This window comes from Rhodococcus koreensis (assembly GCF_900105905.1).
Classification (GTDB): Bacteria; Actinomycetota; Actinomycetes; order Mycobacteriales; family Mycobacteriaceae; genus Rhodococcus_F; species Rhodococcus_F koreensis.
Genome location: NZ_FNSV01000005.1, coordinates 3041855 through 3059627 on the forward strand (window position 1 = coordinate 3041855; position 17773 = coordinate 3059627).

General features: G+C 68.4%; 14 protein-coding genes. 8 read left to right on the top strand and 6 right to left on the bottom strand.

Annotated features, from left to right (window positions below; translation table 11 throughout):
• Positions 1 to 33: 33 nt before the first annotated feature.
• The 4 genes from BLV94_RS18600 to BLV94_RS18615 all read right to left on the bottom strand — a co-directional run bounded on the left by BLV94_RS18600 (position 34) and on the right by BLV94_RS18615 (position 4492).
• Complete coding sequence (locus BLV94_RS18600) at positions 34 to 1212, bottom strand: Gfo/Idh/MocA family protein (RefSeq protein ID WP_072946874.1); 1179 nt, start codon at positions 1210 to 1212, stop codon at positions 34 to 36.
• Between the two features lie 227 nt (positions 1213 to 1439).
• On the bottom strand, positions 1440 to 2507 hold the full coding sequence (locus BLV94_RS18605) for a LacI family DNA-binding transcriptional regulator (RefSeq protein ID WP_083395609.1): 1068 nt from the start codon (positions 2505 to 2507) through the stop codon (positions 1440 to 1442).
• A gap of 141 nt (positions 2508 to 2648) precedes the next feature.
• Complete coding sequence (locus BLV94_RS18610) at positions 2649 to 3830, bottom strand: DUF2254 family protein (RefSeq protein ID WP_072946876.1); 1182 nt, start codon at positions 3828 to 3830, stop codon at positions 2649 to 2651.
• The gene (locus BLV94_RS18615) at positions 3827 to 4492 is read right to left on the bottom strand and encodes a hypothetical protein (RefSeq protein ID WP_072946877.1); all 666 of its coding nucleotides are present in this window, start codon (positions 4490 to 4492) and stop codon (positions 3827 to 3829) included. The genes BLV94_RS18610 and BLV94_RS18615 overlap by 4 nt, the downstream gene beginning before the upstream one ends.
• Before the next feature lie 193 nt (positions 4493 to 4685).
• On the opposite strand from BLV94_RS18615, the gene BLV94_RS18620 reads away from it, so the two are divergent.
• The 6 genes from BLV94_RS18620 (at position 4686) to BLV94_RS18645 (ending at position 13350) form a co-directional block, all read left to right on the top strand.
• Positions 4686 to 7040: an arylsulfatase gene (locus BLV94_RS18620; RefSeq protein WP_072946944.1), complete on the top strand. Its 2355-nt coding sequence runs from the start codon at positions 4686 to 4688 to the stop codon at positions 7038 to 7040.
• Positions 7041 to 7171: 131 nt separating this feature from the next.
• The gene (locus tag BLV94_RS18625) at positions 7172 to 9076 is read left to right on the top strand and encodes a helix-turn-helix domain-containing protein (protein ID WP_072946946.1); all 1905 of its coding nucleotides are present in this window, start codon (positions 7172 to 7174) and stop codon (positions 9074 to 9076) included.
• Positions 9077 to 9223: 147 nt separating this feature from the next.
• Positions 9224 to 10498, top strand: a complete 1275-nt coding sequence (locus tag BLV94_RS18630; RefSeq protein ID WP_072946878.1) for a hydroxymethylglutaryl-CoA reductase, degradative — start codon at positions 9224 to 9226, stop codon at positions 10496 to 10498.
• A 1-nt stretch (position 10499) separates the two neighbouring features.
• On the top strand, positions 10500 to 11468 hold the full coding sequence (locus BLV94_RS18635; RefSeq protein ID WP_072946880.1) for a hydroxymethylglutaryl-CoA lyase: 969 nt from the start codon (positions 10500 to 10502) through the stop codon (positions 11466 to 11468).
• 32 nt (positions 11469 to 11500) lie between these two features.
• Positions 11501 to 11974, top strand: coding sequence for a hypothetical protein (locus BLV94_RS18640; protein ID WP_072946881.1), 474 nt, complete (start codon positions 11501 to 11503; stop codon positions 11972 to 11974).
• Positions 11971 to 13350 (top strand): tripartite tricarboxylate transporter permease, encoded by a 1380-nt coding sequence (locus tag BLV94_RS18645; protein WP_072946882.1) that lies wholly within the window; start codon positions 11971 to 11973, stop codon positions 13348 to 13350. Before BLV94_RS18640 ends, BLV94_RS18645 begins: the two co-directional genes overlap by 4 nt.
• Positions 13351 to 13359: 9 nt before the next feature.
• Here BLV94_RS18645 and BLV94_RS18650 read toward each other — a convergent pair whose 3' ends face one another.
• The gene (locus BLV94_RS18650; protein WP_072946884.1) at positions 13360 to 14058 is read right to left on the bottom strand and encodes a GntR family transcriptional regulator; all 699 of its coding nucleotides are present in this window, start codon (positions 14056 to 14058) and stop codon (positions 13360 to 13362) included.
• Between the two features lie 90 nt (positions 14059 to 14148).
• Between BLV94_RS18650 and BLV94_RS18655 the strand changes: the two genes are divergently transcribed.
• The gene (locus tag BLV94_RS18655) at positions 14149 to 15264 is read left to right on the top strand and encodes an AbrB family transcriptional regulator (protein ID WP_072946886.1); all 1116 of its coding nucleotides are present in this window, start codon (positions 14149 to 14151) and stop codon (positions 15262 to 15264) included.
• A gap of 201 nt (positions 15265 to 15465) precedes the next feature.
• Here BLV94_RS18655 and BLV94_RS18660 read toward each other — a convergent pair whose 3' ends face one another.
• On the bottom strand, positions 15466 to 15954 hold the full coding sequence (locus BLV94_RS18660; protein WP_072946887.1) for an FBP domain-containing protein: 489 nt from the start codon (positions 15952 to 15954) through the stop codon (positions 15466 to 15468).
• A gap of 142 nt (positions 15955 to 16096) precedes the next feature.
• Here BLV94_RS18660 and BLV94_RS18665 point away from each other — a divergent pair, with 142 nt between their 5' ends.
• Entirely contained in the window at positions 16097 to 17710 is a 1614-nt protein-coding gene (locus tag BLV94_RS18665) for a serine/threonine-protein kinase (RefSeq protein WP_083395611.1), read from the top strand.
• Positions 17711 to 17773 lie beyond the last annotated feature (63 nt).

Genomic DNA, 17773 nt, shown 5'->3' on the forward strand with positions numbered 1-17773 from the left:
GAGAAGAGTCGTGGGTCGGGCGAGGGGGCCGGGTCAGCCGATCTTGACGGCTGCCCCGTGGGAGCGGGCGGACTCGGCGACGGCGGTGACGATCTGCATGCCGCGCAGGGCGTGGGCGAACGTCGGCAGCGGCCCCAGGTTGTCGATGCCGGCGATCTGGTCGAGGAAAGCGCGGGCCTGGTAGGCGAAGAACTCGGCCTTGCCGTGTCCGACGCCGCCCGCGTCCATCGGCAGGCCACCCTGGATGTACGGGTGCTGCGGCCCGACGATCACCCGTCGCTGACCGTTGACGGCGGGGTCGATGCCCTCGCTGGACACCGAGAATTCCGCGGCGCGAGCCAGATCGAAGGCGGCGGAGCCGGACGTCCCGAACAACTCGAATCCGAGTCCGTCCGGAAGCTGGTGCGCGACACGGGAAGCGGAGAACGTGCCGACCGCGCCGTTCTGGAAGCGCGCGGTGAACGTCGCGAGGTCCTCGTTCTCGACGGGGGCCATCTCCCCGGTGGTCTCGGCCTTGGTGTGGCCGTAGGTGACTCCGGCAGGCACGGGACGCTCGGTGATCACCGTGGCAAAGGTGGCGCCGCTGATCTCGACGATGGGACCACACGCGAATTCGGCCATGTCGAGCAGGTGGCTGCCGACGTCCGCGAGCGCGCCGGTGCCGGGAACGCCGCGGTGCCGCCAGGTGATCGGCGAAGCCGGGTCGAGGCCGTAGTCGCACCAGTAGTGCCCGTTGAAGTGGATGATCTCGCCGAGACGTCCGGTCGCGAGTTCGTCCCGGATCGCCTGGATCGCGGGTGAGCGGCGGTAGGTGTATCCGACGGTTGCGATCGTGTCGGCGTCCGCCGCCGCCGCGACCATCGACTCGGCGTCCGCGATCGACCCGGCCAGCGGCTTCTCGCACAGCACGTGCTTCCCGGCGGCAAGGAGTCCTTCGACGATCTCCCGGTGCAACTGGTTGGCGACGACGACGCTCACGGCGTCGATGTCCGGGGATTCGGCGATGGCCTGCCAGCTGTACTCGGCCCGCTCGTAGCCGTACCGCTTCGCGGTGTCGTCGGCAACGGCCTCGTTGGTGTCGGCGATCGCGACGAGACGCACGTCCGGCCGGTCGGTCCCGAACAGGGTCGACGCCATGCGATATCCGGCGGCGTGCGCTCGTCCGGCCATGCCGCCGCCGATGACGGCGACACCGATCGAGTTGGAGGTCATGAGTGAAGCCTTTCGAGAAGGTGAAGAAACCGGCGGGTCCTGTCCAACTAGTTCGGTCTATTTGACCGGTCTAGTACGACTACTATGAGCTGAGTCACGCCGCGGTGTCAAGCCCTGCGCGGAGCGACATGCGCCTACACACCCGGGAAAACAGGAACACCCGCCGGGCGGCACGCGACCTCGGCGGGTGTGAGAATGAAAATTATTGTGTCAGTGGACGTTCCCGATCAGGACACGTCGGACCGGGATCCTTCCACCGGCGCGGGCGCCGGTCCGGTGGTCCGGCGCGTGACGAGCCGGGGCCGGAGAACGGTCGCGATCGATTCGATCCTGCCGCGGTCCAGCCGCTCGATGACCGCGTCGACCGCCGTGGCGGCCTGCTCCCGCGGTTGCTGATTGACCGACGTCAGATCGATGTGCGCGAGCTGAGCCAGGAGGCTGTCGTCGTATCCGGCGACGGAGACGTCCTCGGGGATCCTCACGCCCCGGCTCCGCAGTTCGCTGATCAGCCCGATGGCACTGCGGTCGTTCGCCGCGATCACCGCGGTGGGCAGCTGGGACCGCTCGAGCAGAGTGTGCGCCGCGACCGTCCCGGCGTTGTCGGTGAAATCGCCCTCGACGACGTCGACGTCGAGGCCGTGGCGACGCATGGCGCGGCTGTAGCCCGATCTCCGGTCGGCCGCAATCGTGCCCGCACCGCCACTGAGGTGCGTGATCTGCCGATGACCCAGTTCCACGAGATGATCGACGACGGTGCCGATGCCCTTGCCGTCCGCAGTGCGCACGACGTCCACCGAGCTGTCACCGACGCGACGACCGACCACGACCACCGGCAGCCGCTCCCCCAGCGCGTCGAGGACGTCGGTGTCGAGTTCGGTGCCGAGCAGGATCAGCGCCTCGCAGCGGAAATCGAGCAGCGTGTCGACCACCTTCTGTTCGGCGTGGGTGGGAGTGAGCGCACCGAGCACCACCTCGTACCCGTTCTCGTCGGCGGCGGCGACGAGGTACTCGACCATCTCGGCGTGGAAGCTGTTGCGGATGTCGGCCATCACGCCGACGAGGTGGGTGCGACGAAGCGACATCAGTGCGGCGGTCCGGTTCGGCCGGTAGCCGAGCTCGTCCGCGACCTCGAGGACGCGTTTCCGCGTCTCGGCGCTCGGTCCGGCGACACGCCGAAAAACCATGGAGACCAATGCCTTCGACACACCCACTCGATCGGCGATGTCCTGCATCGTGACGGCCTGCCGGGGCATCTGAACGGAACCGCCGCTCCGGGAATCGTCGTCGCTTCGCATGTGCGGACCCTTTCGCTCGCCGGGCACGAGGCACACCCAGGGTATCCGACACGGACCGAAGTACTAGACCGGGCTACCTCCCCGAACAGTCCGGGTGCCACGACGAGAAGCGTCGCGCCGGGCGCGGGATCGTCGGCCAGTTCACGCGGGAGGGGGAAGGAGTGTGGCGAGGTGTTCGTTCACCCGGGTCAGCCGCTGGGTGAGGACGTCGCGGTGGTCCGGGTGGGCCCGGTTCCGCACGCGTTCGAGCAGTGTCTGGATGCGGATGAGGACACTGGGTGTGGTCGCCGCCGCGGGGATGAGGTCGTCGAGGCTGGTCCGGACGAAGTCGTCCCAGCCCGGTCGTGCGATCACCAGGCGCAGAGCGTTGTTGCGGTCGGTGACGCGCCGGGATTCGATCGGTGCCGCGGCGGCCCGGGCGAGCAGGTCCTCGAGGTAGTCGAGGGCCTGGACCGCCGTCGCGGGGTCGTTGGGCCGCAGCGCGCGTAGCGCGATGTCGGTGAGGAGCCTGAAGGCCAACAGCGGGTCTTGTTCGAATGTCCGCTCGCTGCCGACAACCAGCCCGCCGAGGACGATCGACGGTGCCAGTTCCCCATGGATGTCGGCGACCGGGGTGCCGCACTGCAGGGTGGTGCCTGGGGCTGCGCGCAGGACGATGACGGCGTTCGCGGTCTGGGCGGCGCCGACCAGGCGGTCGACCAGAATTCTTTGCAGCACGGCAGGTGATGTCGGCCAGGTGACCATGGTGCGAGGCTCGGGCAGGCGGGCTGCGGGTGACACAACTGTGCTCGCGGCTGTGGGGCTCGCAGCGTCGAGGACGTCGCGGCCGCGGGCAGCGATGGAGTTCAGGACGGGCGAGAGTTGGATGGAGGTTGCCGCTGTCACCTGGAGGGTCCGCAGCAGCACGGCCATCACGGCCAGCAAGACGATGGCGATGATCAGGACAGCCATCGAGACCCGGGCGCGGGGGCCGGTGGCGAAGGCCGCGGAGATGCAGAAGACGGCCACGCCGAGGGCGAACGCGAAGGTCTGCAGCAGAATCGGGGTGTCACGGAATTGGGTCAGGCGCGGGCTGTAGTTCGAGGCCACCCACCGCACGACCAGGATCCCCAGTGAGTAGATGACGGCGACCAGGCCGAGCACACCGAGTCCGATCGTGGTCAGGACGCCGATCACCTGCTGAGCCGGCAGTTCGGGTCCGCGCCGGATCCTCGGGACGGTCAGCCCCAGGCCCAGCCCGACGAGGATGTACAGCACCATTGTGAGTTCGGCGTACAGGATGCGCCGACGACGGTAGGCATCACCGGCGGGCGCTGTGCTCATCCCCCTCCCTCCCGCGGCCGGACCGATTGTCGGTGATCGGTGGCGAGGATGTACACGCTGACTGCCAGCACCCACGCCGGGAAGACCAGCGCCACCCAGAGACTGAAGCTGACGACCACCAGCAGCACCACCGCGAACAGGTAGGTGGCGATCACCAACGGCCCGGGCATCAGCCGGGTCCGCCACCACATCGTGGCCAGGGAGATCATGAACACGGCGGCCATCCGCACGGCGTAGACGTTGGTGACGTGCAGCATCACCTCCCGCCCGAAGTACACGATGTCGTTCTCCGGGACGTTGGCGTTCCGGGAGACGGCGAGCAGTGCGCCCGCGAGCGCCATCGACACGAACGTCATGGCGAGGAACAGCAGCCCGCTGCCCACGAAGACGGTCGAGAAGAAGCGGTCCTCGAGGTCGCCGAACCGGTCGCGGAGGACCCCGATGAACCACAGGAACGCGATGCCCGCGATCGGGGCGAGGAACAAGGCGGTGGTGATCTGAGATCCACCCCGCGCCCAGGGCGCGCTTGCGGTGGCCGGCATCGCCGCGGCCAGCAGGGCAACGCAGGTGGCGAAGAGCACACCGAAGACGATGCCCGCGATCGCCGCGGAACGCGGTGTCCGCAGACGATGGAACTGGGCCTCGCTGCGCGGATCGGCCATGGGTTCAATCATGGCCGAAGTCGGGTGTGGGAACCAGCAGGCAACCGATCTGCTGCACCGCGGGTGAATAACGCCGCCGCGGCTTGCGCGTGCCGGGGGTAGACGCCCCGTCGCCGCACCGACAACGATGAAAAGGCGGGGTTCCCGCATGCCGAAAAGTGCGCAGCGGACCGTCGACCGGAGGAGCGACGCCATGGCCACCAACCGTAAGGGCAAGATCGCCGTCGATATTCGAGATTCGGTTCCGGACTGGTCACCGTACCTGCCCGCCGCGGCCCCCGAGGGCGCCCCGAACGTGCTGATCATCGCATGGGACGACGTGGGCTACGGCAGCATGGACGTCTTCGGCGGTCCCATCGAGACCCCCACCATGCGGCGCATCGCCGACTCGGGTGTGCGCTACTCGAACTTCCACACCACGGCGCTGTGCTCGCCCACCCGCGCCTCGCTGCTGACCGGCCGCAACGCCACCTCCAACGGGATGGCCACCGTCGCCGAAATGAGCTCCGGGTTCCCCGGCATCTCGACGCACATCCCCTTCGAGAACGGATTCATCTCCGAGGTGCTGGCCGAACGCGGCTGGAACACCTACTGCCTCGGCAAATGGCACCTGACCCCGAGCGAGGAATGCAACATGTCGGCGGTCAAGACCCGGTGGCCGCTCGGCCGCGGGTTCGAACGCTTCTACGGATTCCTCGGCGGCGAGTCGAACAGCTGGTACCCGGACCTCGTCTACGACAACCACCCGATCGAGGCACCCGGAACCCCCGAGGACGGCTATCACCTGTCGAAGGACCTGTCCGACAAGGCGATCGAGTTCATCCGCGACGCCAAAGCCGTCGACCCGGACAAACCGTTCTTCATGTACCTGGCCCCGCAGGCCGGGCACGCCCCACATCACGTCCCCCCGGAATGGGCCGACAGATACAGGGGCACGTTCGACCAGGGCTACGAGGCCATCCGCGCCGAAATCCTGGCCCGGCAGAAGGAACTGGGCCTGTTGCCGAGGGGCACCGAGCTGTCGCCGATCAACCCGCACGGAGAGCCGAACACCACCGGCCCGGACGGTCAACTCTGGCCGATCCTCGACACCGTCCGCCCGTGGGACTCGCTCACCGCCGACGAGCAGCGCCTGTTCATCCGGATGGCCGAGGTATTCGCCGGATTCATCTCCTACGCCGACGATCAGCTCGGCCGGGTGATCGACTTCCTCACCGAATCAGGTCAACTCGACAACACTCTGCTCATCGTGATCTCCGACAACGGCGCCAGCGGCGAGGGCGGACCGAACGGTTCCTTCAACGAATGGCGGTTCTTCAACGGCGTCGCCGACACCACCGAGGTGACACTGCCGCACCTGCACGAACTCGGCGGCCCCGCCTCGTACAACCACTACAACACCGGATGGGCCTGGGCGTTCGACACCCCGTTCCCGTACTGGAAGAGGTGGGCCGGATACGAGGGCGGCATCGCCGACATGTGCATGGTCTCCTGGCCCGCCAGGCTGCAACCCCGCACCGAACCGCTGCACCAGTACATTCACGCGGTCGACGTCGTGCCCACCATCTACGAACTCCTCGACATCGAACCGCCCGCGGTGCTCAAGGGCTACACACAGAGCCCGATCGAGGGCGAGAGCTTCGCGGCCACATTGACCGACCCCACCGCCCCGGGGAAACAGACCCAGTTCTACGCAATGCTCGGGCAACGTTCCCTGTACCACGAGGGATGGCTCGCGTGTTCGCTGCACCCGCCGATCTCCGGGTGGGGCAACTTCGGCCACGACGTCTGGGAGCTCTACCATTTGGACGAGGACCGAGCCCAACTCCACAACCTCGCCGACACCGAACCGGACCGCCTCGCCGAGATGAAGGAACTCTGGTTCTACTACGCCGGCATCTTCAACGGCCTCCCGCTCGACGACCGCAGCGCCCTCGAACAGGTCCTCGCCGACCGCCCCCACCCCGGCAAACCCCGCGACCGCTACGTCTACTACCCGAACTGCGCGGACGTCCCGGAAAGCGCCGGTGCCCCGATCACCGGCCGCTCGTACACCATCGCGGCCGGCGTCCACGTGGACACTTCCGACGCCGAGGGTGTCCTCTTCGCGCACGGCGGCGTCGCGGGCGGGCACAGCCTGTACGTCAAAGACCACCGACTCCACTACACGTTCAACTGGCTCGGCACCCGAATCGAAGACGTGGCCGCCGACCGCGACATCACCCCCGGCGGGCACGTGTGCACCGCCGAATTCACCGTGAAAGGCAAGAACGAGGACCCGGCCATGCCCGGGTTCGCCGGCACCCTCGACCTCTACCTCGACGAGCAGCAGGTGGCCAGCAGCGAAATCGTCACCCAACCCGGAGTGTTCTGCCTCGTCGGAGACGGAATCTGCGTCGGACGCGACAGTGCCTCCCCGGTCACCGCCGACTACACCGCACCGTTCCCGTTCACCGGTGGCACCATCGACAAGGTCGTCGTCGACGTCTCCGGGGCACACTACGTAGACCACGAGGCACAGGTCCGGGGCTGGTTCATGATCGACTAGCGCCGCTCACCGGAGCAGCCGCACCAGCCTCGATTTTCCGTCCGCGGCATCTGCCCGCCGTGCCGGGATTCGTGCGGGGCGCTGATCTCGATCAGTAGGGACTTCTCCGCCGGTCAGGGCAGAGTGTGGGCATGGATTCACGGGAGAGCGGCGACGCGCTGGGGATACTCGCCGACGCGATGGTCGGCGAACTGACCGTGGACTCGGCCGCGGTCCGTGAGGCGCTCGACCGGATTGCTGCCGGCCCGGCCGGCGGGGCGGCGTTCGCGGAGAAGGTGCGCAGGCACCAGGCCGAGCTGACCCGTTTGCGGCGACGGGAACGCGAACTCGGGGTGTTGTTCTCGAGTGCCCGCGAACTCGCCGAACTCCGTGACATCGACGCCCTCCTCGGACGGTTGGTGAGCCGCGCCCACGAGATGATGGGCACCGACGTCACCTACCTGTCCGAGTTCGATCCGGCGACCCGGGAGCTGAACGTCCGCAAGACCGCCGGCTCGGTGACACCGCAGTTCCAGCACCTCCGCGTTCCCCCGGGAATGGGCCTGGCCAGCCAGATCGCCGATTCTCGTGCCGCGCAATGGGTTCTGCGTTATCAGGACTACGCGGAGGGGCCGCACGAGGAACTCATCGACGACGCGGTCGCAGCGGAAGGGATCGTGTCGATTCTCGGGGTGCCGATGTTGTCGGACGGTCAGGTGCTCGGCGTGCTGTTCGCCGCCACCCGCCAGGAGTACGCCTTCACGCCGGACGAGATCGCCGTGCTGTCCGCGCTCGCCGATCACGCGTCGGTGGTGCTGCAGACCGCCAGCACCCTCGAACAGGTGCGCAGGTCCGAGGACGAGGCACGCACGGCACTCGACCGGCTGACCGAGTATCTGCAGGTCCGCGACCGGTCCACGGTCGTGCACCAGGAACTCATCGAGGCAGTGCTGGTCGGAGGCGGATTCGAGCAGGTGGCCGGCACCCTCTCCACCGCACTCGGCCGCACGGTCACGATCGTCGACCGGGATCTGCACGCCGTCGCCTCCCACCCCACGCCGGCCGGGCAGGTGTCCGCCCAGTTGCCGCCGCTGGTGCGGGATGCCATCACGTCGAGCCGGACCACCGGCCACTGCGTTCGCGTCGACGACCCCGGGACGCCGATCGTGGCCGCTGTCATCGCGGGTGAGTTGTATTTCGGCGCGGTACTGGTCGGGTCCGGGGACCTCGAACTAGGACCGGTCGACGAGCGCACCATCGAACGCGCCGCGCAGGTCGGCGCACTGCTGGTGCTGCAGCAGAATGCGATGGCCGACGCAGACCTGCGGGCCCGCGTCGAGTTGGTCGCGGACCTGCTCGACCCCGCACCGGAGCGGCGCCGCGATCTGGAACGTCGAGTGCGTGCCCAGCATGTCGCCCTCGCAGACCTCGAGACCGTCGTACTGGTCTCGGTCCCGGCCGAGGACCGCGCCACCGCGGCCCGTGACGCGACCGCATTCGTCGGCCGCCACGGCCTCGTCGGGGAACACGCAGGCGTCGTCGTTGCCGTTCTCACCGCTACCGCCCCGCCCGAGTTCACCTTGGACCTGCGCAACCACCTGCGCCAGACGTTGCACGGTTCGGTGCTGGCGATCACGACCCCCCGAGCGGAGTCGCCGGATGCGCTCCCCGCACGATTCGAGTCCGGTCTGCGCACCTCCCGACTACTCGCCGCGCTCGGCACCACCGACGCCGCGGTCAGCACCGACGCGTATCTGCCCTACGCGCTGCTGTTCGACACCGATGCACGGACGTTGAACGCGTTCATCGACGAGACGATCGGGCCGGTGCGCGCCTACGACGACGGCAAGGGAACGGACCTCCTCGCCACGTTGCGCGCATTCGTCCGCAACGAGGCAAGCCCGACGAAGACGGCGCGGGCCCTCAACTACCACACCAACACGATTCTGCAGCGACTCCACCGACTGGAGATGCTGCTGGGGCCCGAGTGGCGGGGCGACGAACACCTGTTCCGAATCTCGGCTGCGGTCCGCCTCGACGAGCTCCGGGGGCAGTGATAGTCACACATTCCTGAAGGAAATACATGTGTGATCGATACATGTCGAGGTCGGCGGAATGCCCCTACCGTGTGAACCGAAGCACAGAACAGGGTTGCCGTCGGGGCTCACCACACGCCCCCGCCCGTGAGTACGTGGAGGAACACAGTGCCCGTCAACAGCCGCATCCCCGGTCTCAAGGATTCCAGCGCGCAGCAGCGCCGCACGGTGATCGCCGAGAGGACCGGCCTGTCCGACCTCGACGTCGCCGTGTTCGATCCCGGGCAGGGTCTCGGCATCGATCAGGCCGATCACATGATCGAGAACGTCGTCGGGGTCATGGCGATCCCGGTAGGTGTCGCAACCAATTTCACCGTCAACGGGCGCGACTACCTCGTCCCGATGGCTACCGAGGAGCCGTCCGTGGTTGCCGCCGCCAGCAACGCCGCCCGGATGGCGCGGGTGCACGGCGGCTTCCACACCTCCAGCACCGATCCGGTGATGCAGGCCCAGATCCAGATCCTCGACTGCCCCGACCCCGAGACGTCCCGGCTGCGGGTGCTCGAGGCACGCGCGGAGATCATGGAACTGGCCAATGCCCAGGATCCGATGCTGGTCCGATTCGGCGGCGGCGCACGCGACCTCACGGTGCGACTCGTCCCGACGCGCACCGGCGTGCACGTGGTGGTGCACATCCACATCGACGTGCGCGATGCCATGGGCGCCAACGCCGTCAACACCATGGCCGAGGCCATCGCGCCGCGGCTCGGCGAGATCTCCGGCGGGCGTTCGTTGCTGCGGATCCTGACGAACAAGGCGGACCTGCGGATCACCCGGGCCCGGGCCGTGTTCGACAAGGATCTGCTCGGCGGGGACGAGGTGGTCGACAACATCGTGCACGCCTCCGCGCTCGCCGAATCCGACCCCTACCGCGCGGCGACCCACAACAAGGGCATCATGAACGGCATCACCGCCGCCGTCCTGGCCACCGGCAACGACACCCGCGCGGTCGAGGCCGGTTGCCACTCGCATGCGGTCGCCGCGGACGGCCGGTACACGGCGCTCTCGCACTTCGAGAAGACCGCGGACGGTCACCTCTCCGGCACCCTCGAGGTGCCGATGGCCGTCGGACTGGTCGGCGGCGCCACCAAAGTCCACCCCGTCGCGCAGGCGGCGGTGAAGATGCTCGGCGTCTCCACCGCCTCGGAGTTGGCGGACGTGATCGTCGCGGTGGGGCTCGCGCAGAACCTGGGCGCCTGCCGGGCGCTGGCCGCCGAGGGAATCCAGCGCGGCCACATGAGTCTGCACGCCCGCACCATCGCCGCCTCCGCCGGCGCCACCGGCGACGAACTCGATCTGGTGGTCACGCGGCTTATCAACGACCAGCGCATCCGGGTCGAGCACGCGGAAAAGGTGCTCGCCGACCTTCGTTCCGGACACTGACATGACCACCCCCGCGAATCCCGAACCAGTGTGGCGTCCGGCGCCCCACGCGTTCGCCGACCCGTCGCTGCCGTCCGCGGTCCGCATCTACGAAGTCGGACCGCGTGACGGGCTCCAGGCGGAGTCGGCGCTCGTCCCCACCGCGGTCAAGGCGGAGTTCTGCCGTCGGCTCGTGTCCGCCGGCGTCAGATCGCTCGAAGTGACGAGTTTCGTTTCCCCGAAATGGATTCCGCAACTCGCCGACGCCGAGTCGCTCATGGCCGAACTCGACCCTCCCGACGACGTCCGCCAGGTCGTGCTGGTCCCCAACGAGCGGGGGCTGGGTCGGGCACTTGCCGCGGGCGCCCGGGAGATCGCCGTTTTCGTCAGCACCACCGAGACGTTCGCCCGGAAAAACCTGAACACCTCCGTCGCCAGGGCGCTCGACAACGCCCGGCCGGTGGTCGCGGGTGCGCGCGCCGAAGGAATCGGCACCCGTGGCTACATTTCGATGTGCTTCGGCGATCCGTGGGAGGGACGGGTCGATCCCGGCCGTGTCGCCGACATCGCCGCGGAACTGGCGGGCATGGGATGCACGTCGATCTCGCTCGGTGACACCATCGGCGTCGCCACCCCCGGCCACGTTCGCGCCGTGCTCGACGCCGTCGTGGCCGCCGGTGTGCCGGTCGACTCCATCGCCGGACACTTCCACGACACGTACGGTCAGGCGCTCGCCAACGTCCACGCCGCACTGATCGCGGGAGTTACCGAATTCGACACCGCAGCAGGAGGTCTCGGCAGATGCCCCTACGCGAAGGGTACCACCGGGAATCTCGCTACCGAGGACCTGGTGTGGATGCTGCACGGCCTCGGCATCCACACAGGCATCGACCTCGATACCCTGACCGACACCTCCCGCTGGATGGCCGGGCACATCGGCCATCCCAGCCCGTCTCGGGTGGCGACGGCCCTGACCGCCGCACTCTCCTAGCGCACGACACCCCTCACACGGAAGTACAGACGATGTCCATCGAAAGCCAGCCCGCCTCGCAGGCGCCCCCGCCCACCGACGATCAGATGCCTCGGCCTCGTTACCTCGAGGTGTGGGGCGACACGGTGGCCGGGCGCGATCTCGCCGTCTCCGTCGTCATCGGTCTCGTCGTGAGCGTCTGCGCGCTCCTCGGCGCCACCGCGTTCTTCAACTCCTTCGTCACGGATTCGTCTCTGGCAGACGCGTATGCGCTTCTGGTCGGCATCGCCGCATGCCTCGTCGCGGGCGTCGTCAGCGGGAAACTGTTCCGCCCCAAGCGGAACATCGCCGTCGACTCGTCCGAGGGCGACAAGGTCGGCGACGTGATCCGGGTGCTGCAGGAGGAACGTCAGGGGCTGGGCTCGGTGTCCGACCTCCCCGCCCAGACGGTCCGGGAGTTGAAGGATCTCGACCTCTACGACCGGTTCGCCGAGGCGGAGACACACGGGACGGGCGGACGATCATGAGCGTGCTGTTCACCAACGACGTGCTCGTCGCGATCGCGCTCGGCGTCATCGGCGCCATCGTGTTCTCCCTGATCGGGCTGGTGTCCGGGACCGACGAGACGGCCACCATCGCCCCGCTGACGCTGCTGGTCATCCTGCTCGGCGCCCCGCCCGCGGCGGTGTTCACGTTCTTCCTCGCCGGCGCCGTCGCCAAGCACATGACCCACGCGGTGCCCACCACGTTGCTCGGCATCCCCGGCGACACGATGGCCGTGCCGCTGATGCGTGAGGCGCGGCTGCTGCGCAGCCTCGGTGTGCCGCACATCGCCCTGCGCAAGGCGATCTCGGGTGCGATCATCTCCGCGTTCATCGCCGTCCCCGTGGCGGTGCTGTTCGCCACCCTGCTCGCCCCGGTGGCGGACACCGTCCAGTCCGTGGCACCGTGGTTGTTCCTCGTCGCCGCCGTCGCGATCGCCTACACGTCGCCGGGCAAATGGTCCGGGGTGGCCGCGCTCGTGCCGTTCGTCGTCCTCGTCCTCGCGCTCAAATCGCTGACGAAGAGCTACGACGTCTCCCTGAACATCAGCTACTTCCTCGGCATTGCGGTCGGTCCCCTCATCGCGGATCTGTTCCTCGTGCTGGGTGCGTCGGGACGGAAGGACATGGCCCGGAAGGAACCGGCGACGGTGTGGCTCGCCCCGGAGATCAAGGGGTGGAACGGGTATTTCCCGAACCCGTTCCGGATGCTCGACCGCAAGCAGACGGCGCACGTCGCCGCGACCGCGACCGTCTCCAGCGCCACGTTCGTCTTCAGCCCGGTCGCCATGACCGTGCTCATGGGCGAGGTCGTCGGATCCCGGGTCAAGCACGGCTACCACCGGCTGACCTCGGTGATCGCCGCCCGCAACGGGACCACCGAATCGACGTACATCGCCGAAGCGCTCATTCCGCTCATCGCGTTCGGTCTGCCGCTCAGCCCGGTCGCGGCAGGGCCGGCCGCTCCCCTGTTCAACGCGCCACCGGTCTTCACCACCGACGACGGCACCGGGCAGATCCGCAACCTGTCCACGGCACTGACCAACTGGGAGTTCCTGCTCTACGGTCTCGGTGCCGTGGTGATCGCCGCGATCATCGCGTACCCGTTCGCGATGAACTTCGCCCACCGCGCGGCCACCCTGGTCGTCCGGTTCGTCAGCCACGAAGCGATCATCGCCACGTTCACCGGACTGGTCGTCGTCATCAGCGTCTGGGAGGGCGGCATCCTCGGGCTCGCCGTCACCCTCACGGTCGGACTCGTCGGCGGTCTGCTGTCGAGGGCGTTCAAGATCCACGCCGGTGTCCTGTTCATGGGGTACTACGTGGCGGTCCTCAGCGTCCCCGCCATCCTCGCGCTCTGACCGCCCCGGCTACGCGGTGACCAGGTCGATGGAGACACCGGATCCCTGTGGATCGACCACCGCCGCGAGAATGGTCCGCTGCGTCTGCGCCAGGTGCTCGGCGCAGGCTGCGGCAGCGGCCGCCCCGTCGCCGGAGAGGATCGCACGGCACATCGACAGATGCTCGGCCAGCGAGACGTCCAGGCGGCCGGGGCGGGAGTGGGCGATGTTGCGCAGCCGCTCGGTGTGCGGCCGGAGTTCGGCGATCGAGCGGGCCAGCTGCGCGTTCCGGGTGCGCGTGATGACCGCCTGGTCGTAGGTTTCCGTGAGTGCGTAGTAGCGATTGCGCCGGTCATCGGACGCACCCTCCTCGGAGATCGCCTCGAGTGCTTCCGCCACCTCTTCGAACTGCTGCCGGGCCGCGGAGTCCCGGGCGACGGTCTCGGCGACCATACGCGCCGCGGCCGCCTCGAGCAGGATGCGTAATTCGAAGAGGTCGCGGACGCTCTTGATCGAGATGGGAGCGACCCGTGCGCCCTGCCGGTCGACGAGCGAGACCAGCCCCTCCGCCTCGAGTCGCAGGAAGGCCTGACGGACTGGGGTACGGGACGCCGAGAACCGCGAGCCGACGTCGAGAGCACTCAGCGATTGCCCCGGCGACAGAACCCCGTTCAGGATGTCCGCCCTGAGCTGCCCGTATACCTGTTCGCTCTTGCTCTCGCCCGCCATGCATACATTCTAACGTTCGCAATGGCATCGGCTAAGGTATACGTTAATGCACACCATGGAAGAACAGCATCCCGAAAAAGGCGCCCGATCGTGACCGACGTGCACACCCCCGAACGGACCGTGCCGACGCGCGCATCCCGACTGCGTCGCCACGGACTCCGATGGGCTGCACTGATCGCACTCTCGGCCGGCGGCTGGGCGCTCGGCGAGAGCATCGGACTCACGGCGGCCGGCCTTTTCGCGGCCCTGATAGTCGCGGCGGCCCTGGCCGTCACCGGTTGGGGCCCGTCGCGTGTGCCCCACCCGCTGGGCAAGCTTGCCCAGGGCGTGCTGGCCAGTGCGGTCGGGCTGATGGTGCACCGGGAGACGATCGCCGCCCTGGGCTCGCTGTGGGTGCCGGTGGTCTCGATCGCAGCCGCGACCCTGGTGATCAGCGTGGCGGCCGGCGCCCTCCTCGCGCTGCATCGTGACGTGGACGCGGTGACCGGATCTCTGGCCATGACGGCGGGCGGCGCCACCGGACTCGTCGCGATGGCCCGCGAACTCGGCGGCGACGACCGCATCGTCGCGGTGGTGCAATATCTGAGGGTGGCGCTCGTCGTGGTGTCGATGCCGATGATCGTCACGTTCGGGTTCCGCGCGGATACCGGTACGGGAACGGCGACGGCCACCGACGGCGGCGCCGAATGGTATGTGGCACTGCCATTCCTGGCGCTGTTCATCGTGGGCGGCACCGCTGTGGCGTCCCTTCTGCGACTGCCCGCCCCCGCGACGCTGGGGCCGCTGGCGGTGAGCGCCGGATTCGAACTCGGCGGCTGGAGCGACGCGGTCTCGGTCCCGCCGATACTGATGACCGCCGCGTTGATCCTCATCGGCTGGCAGGCCGGGCTCGCATTCGACCGGGCGAGCCTGCGGGCGATCGGACGGATCCTGCCGTACGCCGCGCTGCTCACCCTCCTGGTCGGGGCGGCGTGCGCAGGCCTGGGCATCCTTCTCGCCCACCTCACCGGCGCGAGCCTCCTCGAGGCCTATCTCGCCACCACCCCCGGCGGTCTGGCGGCGGTGCTGGCCGTGTCGGCCTCCACCTCCTCCAACGTCACGTTCGTCGCGGCCGCTCAGGTGCTGCGGCTGGTCATCATGCTCATCACCACCCCGATCATGGCGAAGGCATTCGCCCACTTCAGTTCTCGGCGACGGCGAGCGTAGCGGGATCCTCTCCGGACGAGGCGGTCCGGTCACGTCCGGGCCGTCTCGACCGGAGAGGAATCCCACACACCCCGGGTTCGGTTGCAGTGTCTCCGAACTCGGGGTGTGCCGGAGAGTGGTTTCTCGAATGTCGGCGCATGGCATCTACCTCTCATTCTCTTCGGCAGCCACCGGGCTGCAGGTTGGTGTGTCGGGGTTCGATCAGCCGTAGACGCGCGCGATGAAGGCGTCGAGGTTGTCGCGAACCCGCGCGATCCTCTCCTCCGGTTCGAGATCCTCGCGGTACTGCCTGCCGAGCGCGGGCGACTTCTTCCGGCGCGCGTACAGCGAGCAGGCGAGGTCGGCGCACATGTACGTGCCGATCGAGTTACCCCGGCGCCCGGACTCCCCCGACTTACGCGCGGTCATCAGCGAGACACCGCCACTGGCATGCGTGGTCATACAGACCGTGCACATCTGCGCGCGGCGGTAACCGCCCGCCTCATAGCGCAGCGCGACGCCGACCAGACGATCCTCCCGCGGTACGACGACATAACAGCGGCCGGGAAACGACGGGTCGCTCCAGCCGAGGAAGTCGAGATCCTCCCACGGCCGATCGTCCAGGTCACGAGGGACCGGTAGGCGCTTGGCGTCGCCCTTGGAGCAATTGATGAAGGACGACCTGATGTCGTGTTCGGTGACGGGTTCCATGACGAAGTGAACTCCTTCTGTCGACGGGTGGACAAAGCCACGTGACGATACGGACCGCGGCGGCGTCGGGCAACGGATTTTCGACAATCCAGAGTTCTGACGCTGCGTGTATCGTGCTGTTTCCGGCTTCGAGGGGATGGGAATGACGGCAGGCACACGGGTCGGCTCGCAGTTCGGGCATTACCATCTCAGGGCTCTGCTCGGCCGAGGCGGAATGGGTGAGGTGTACGAGGCGTACGACACCACCAAGGATCGCACCGTCGCACTCAAGATCCTCGACGTCGACCTCGCGAAAGACCCCACCTACCAGCAGCGGTTCCGCCGCGAATCGCATGCCGCGGCCCGGCTGCAGGAGCCGCACGTCATCCCCATCCACGACTGGGGCGAGATCGACGGTGTGCTCTACATCGACATGCGTCTGGTCGTCGGGCAGGATCTGCGGGCGCTGCTCCGCTCGCGTGGCCCGATGGGCCCCGCACATGCGGTCGCGGTCGTCGACCAGATCGCGGCGGCGCTCGACGCCGCCCACGCCGACGGTCTCATCCACCGCGACGTCAAGCCGGAGAACATCCTCGTCACGGCCGGTGAATTCGCGTACCTCGTCGACTTCGGTATCGCGCACTCGAGTTCCGATCTCCGCCTGACCACCCTCGGCAGCGCTGTCGGCTCCTACGCGTACATGGCGCCCGAGCGGTTCGACAACGCACCGGTCGATGCCCGCGCGGACGTCTATTCGCTGGCGTGTGTCCTCTACGAATGCCTCACGGGGTCCATTCCGTTCCCGTCCAACAGCATCAGCAGCGCGATCCGCGCGCACCTCACCACGCCGGTGCCCAGCCCCAGCTCGATCCGGCCCGAAGTGCCCGCCACGTTCGACGAGGTGATCGCCCGGGGTCTGGCCAAGGATCCCCGCGATCGGTACCGGACGGCAGGCGACTTCGCGGCGGCAGCCCGCTCCGCGTTGACCGCTCGCGAGCGGAAGACCGAAACCGACATCGCGACCCGCCCGGAACCGTCGCCGGGCATGCGGTCCGAGCCGACCCGGGTCGACGACCGCGGGCGTCCACCCGTCTACCCGCCGACCGCGTTCCACAGCGGTCCGCCCGCTCCACCTCCGCCCTATTACCCGCCCACTCCCTACACCGCCCCGCCGCCTGCGCGACGGTCGGTGGCCGTGCCGGTGACCGTGACCGTGCTGGTGATCGCGTTGCTGGCACTCGCCGGGGTGGTCGGATGGCTCGTGCTGGACCGGAACAATCCGGACGACCCCGCGGTCACCGCGGCCGGCAGCAGTCAGGTGCGCCTTCCCGTCACGGAAGACGTCCCCGTCGCGACCACGAAGGCGGCTCCGGCGACGGTCCCGCCCGCCGCGACTCCGCCGAGAACTACGACGAGAACGACGACGGCGCCCGCGCCGCCGATCGTCGGCGAGGTGTCGGGCGCCGATCGGCAGGGCTTCCTGCCCCCGTCCGATGCACGATGCAACTACACCAACCCGGCGGTGTTCATCGGTCGCACCACGAAGTCCCTGGTCGTGGTCTGCGAGACGGGCGTGGGACGCTATTACTACCAGGGCGTGCGCATCAGTGACGGCGCCGCGATCTCCGTCGACGACCCGAGCCCCAGCGGTTCCGGCTTCGTCGCCACCGGCGACGGCGGCACCGAGTACCGGCTCACCCCGTCCGCCCTGACCATCGTCGGCGGCGACGGCAAGGTCCTCGCGACCGAACCGATGATCGAGTCCGCATACCGCTGAATCGCCCTCCGACGGATCCGAATGTCCTCCGAAGAATCGCCGTCTGCGGCGACAACGGGACGG

Excerpts from the sequence above, each read along its gene's own strand:
- BLV94_RS18600 (WP_072946874.1), bottom strand. The coding sequence starts at position 1,212 with ATGACCTCCAACTCGATCGGTGTCGCCGTCATCGGCGGCGGCATGGCC.
- BLV94_RS18605 (WP_083395609.1), bottom strand. The coding sequence starts at position 2,507 with ATGCGAAGCGACGACGATTCCCGGAGCGGCGGTTCCGTTCAGATGCCC.
- BLV94_RS18610 (WP_072946876.1), bottom strand. The coding sequence starts at position 3,830 with ATGAGCACAGCGCCCGCCGGTGATGCCTACCGTCGTCGGCGCATCCTG.
- BLV94_RS18615 (WP_072946877.1), bottom strand. The coding sequence starts at position 4,492 with ATGGCCGATCCGCGCAGCGAGGCCCAGTTCCATCGTCTGCGGACACCG.
- BLV94_RS18620 (WP_072946944.1), top strand. The coding sequence starts at position 4,686 with ATGGCCACCAACCGTAAGGGCAAGATCGCCGTCGATATTCGAGATTCG.
- BLV94_RS18625 (WP_072946946.1), top strand. The coding sequence starts at position 7,172 with ATGGATTCACGGGAGAGCGGCGACGCGCTGGGGATACTCGCCGACGCG.
- BLV94_RS18635 (WP_072946880.1), top strand. The coding sequence starts at position 10,500 with ATGACCACCCCCGCGAATCCCGAACCAGTGTGGCGTCCGGCGCCCCAC.
- BLV94_RS18640 (WP_072946881.1), top strand. The coding sequence starts at position 11,501 with ATGTCCATCGAAAGCCAGCCCGCCTCGCAGGCGCCCCCGCCCACCGAC.
- BLV94_RS18645 (WP_072946882.1), top strand. The coding sequence starts at position 11,971 with ATGAGCGTGCTGTTCACCAACGACGTGCTCGTCGCGATCGCGCTCGGC.
- BLV94_RS18650 (WP_072946884.1), bottom strand. The coding sequence starts at position 14,058 with ATGGCGGGCGAGAGCAAGAGCGAACAGGTATACGGGCAGCTCAGGGCG.
- BLV94_RS18660 (WP_072946887.1), bottom strand. The coding sequence starts at position 15,954 with ATGGAACCCGTCACCGAACACGACATCAGGTCGTCCTTCATCAATTGC.
- BLV94_RS18665 (WP_083395611.1), top strand. The coding sequence starts at position 16,097 with ATGACGGCAGGCACACGGGTCGGCTCGCAGTTCGGGCATTACCATCTC.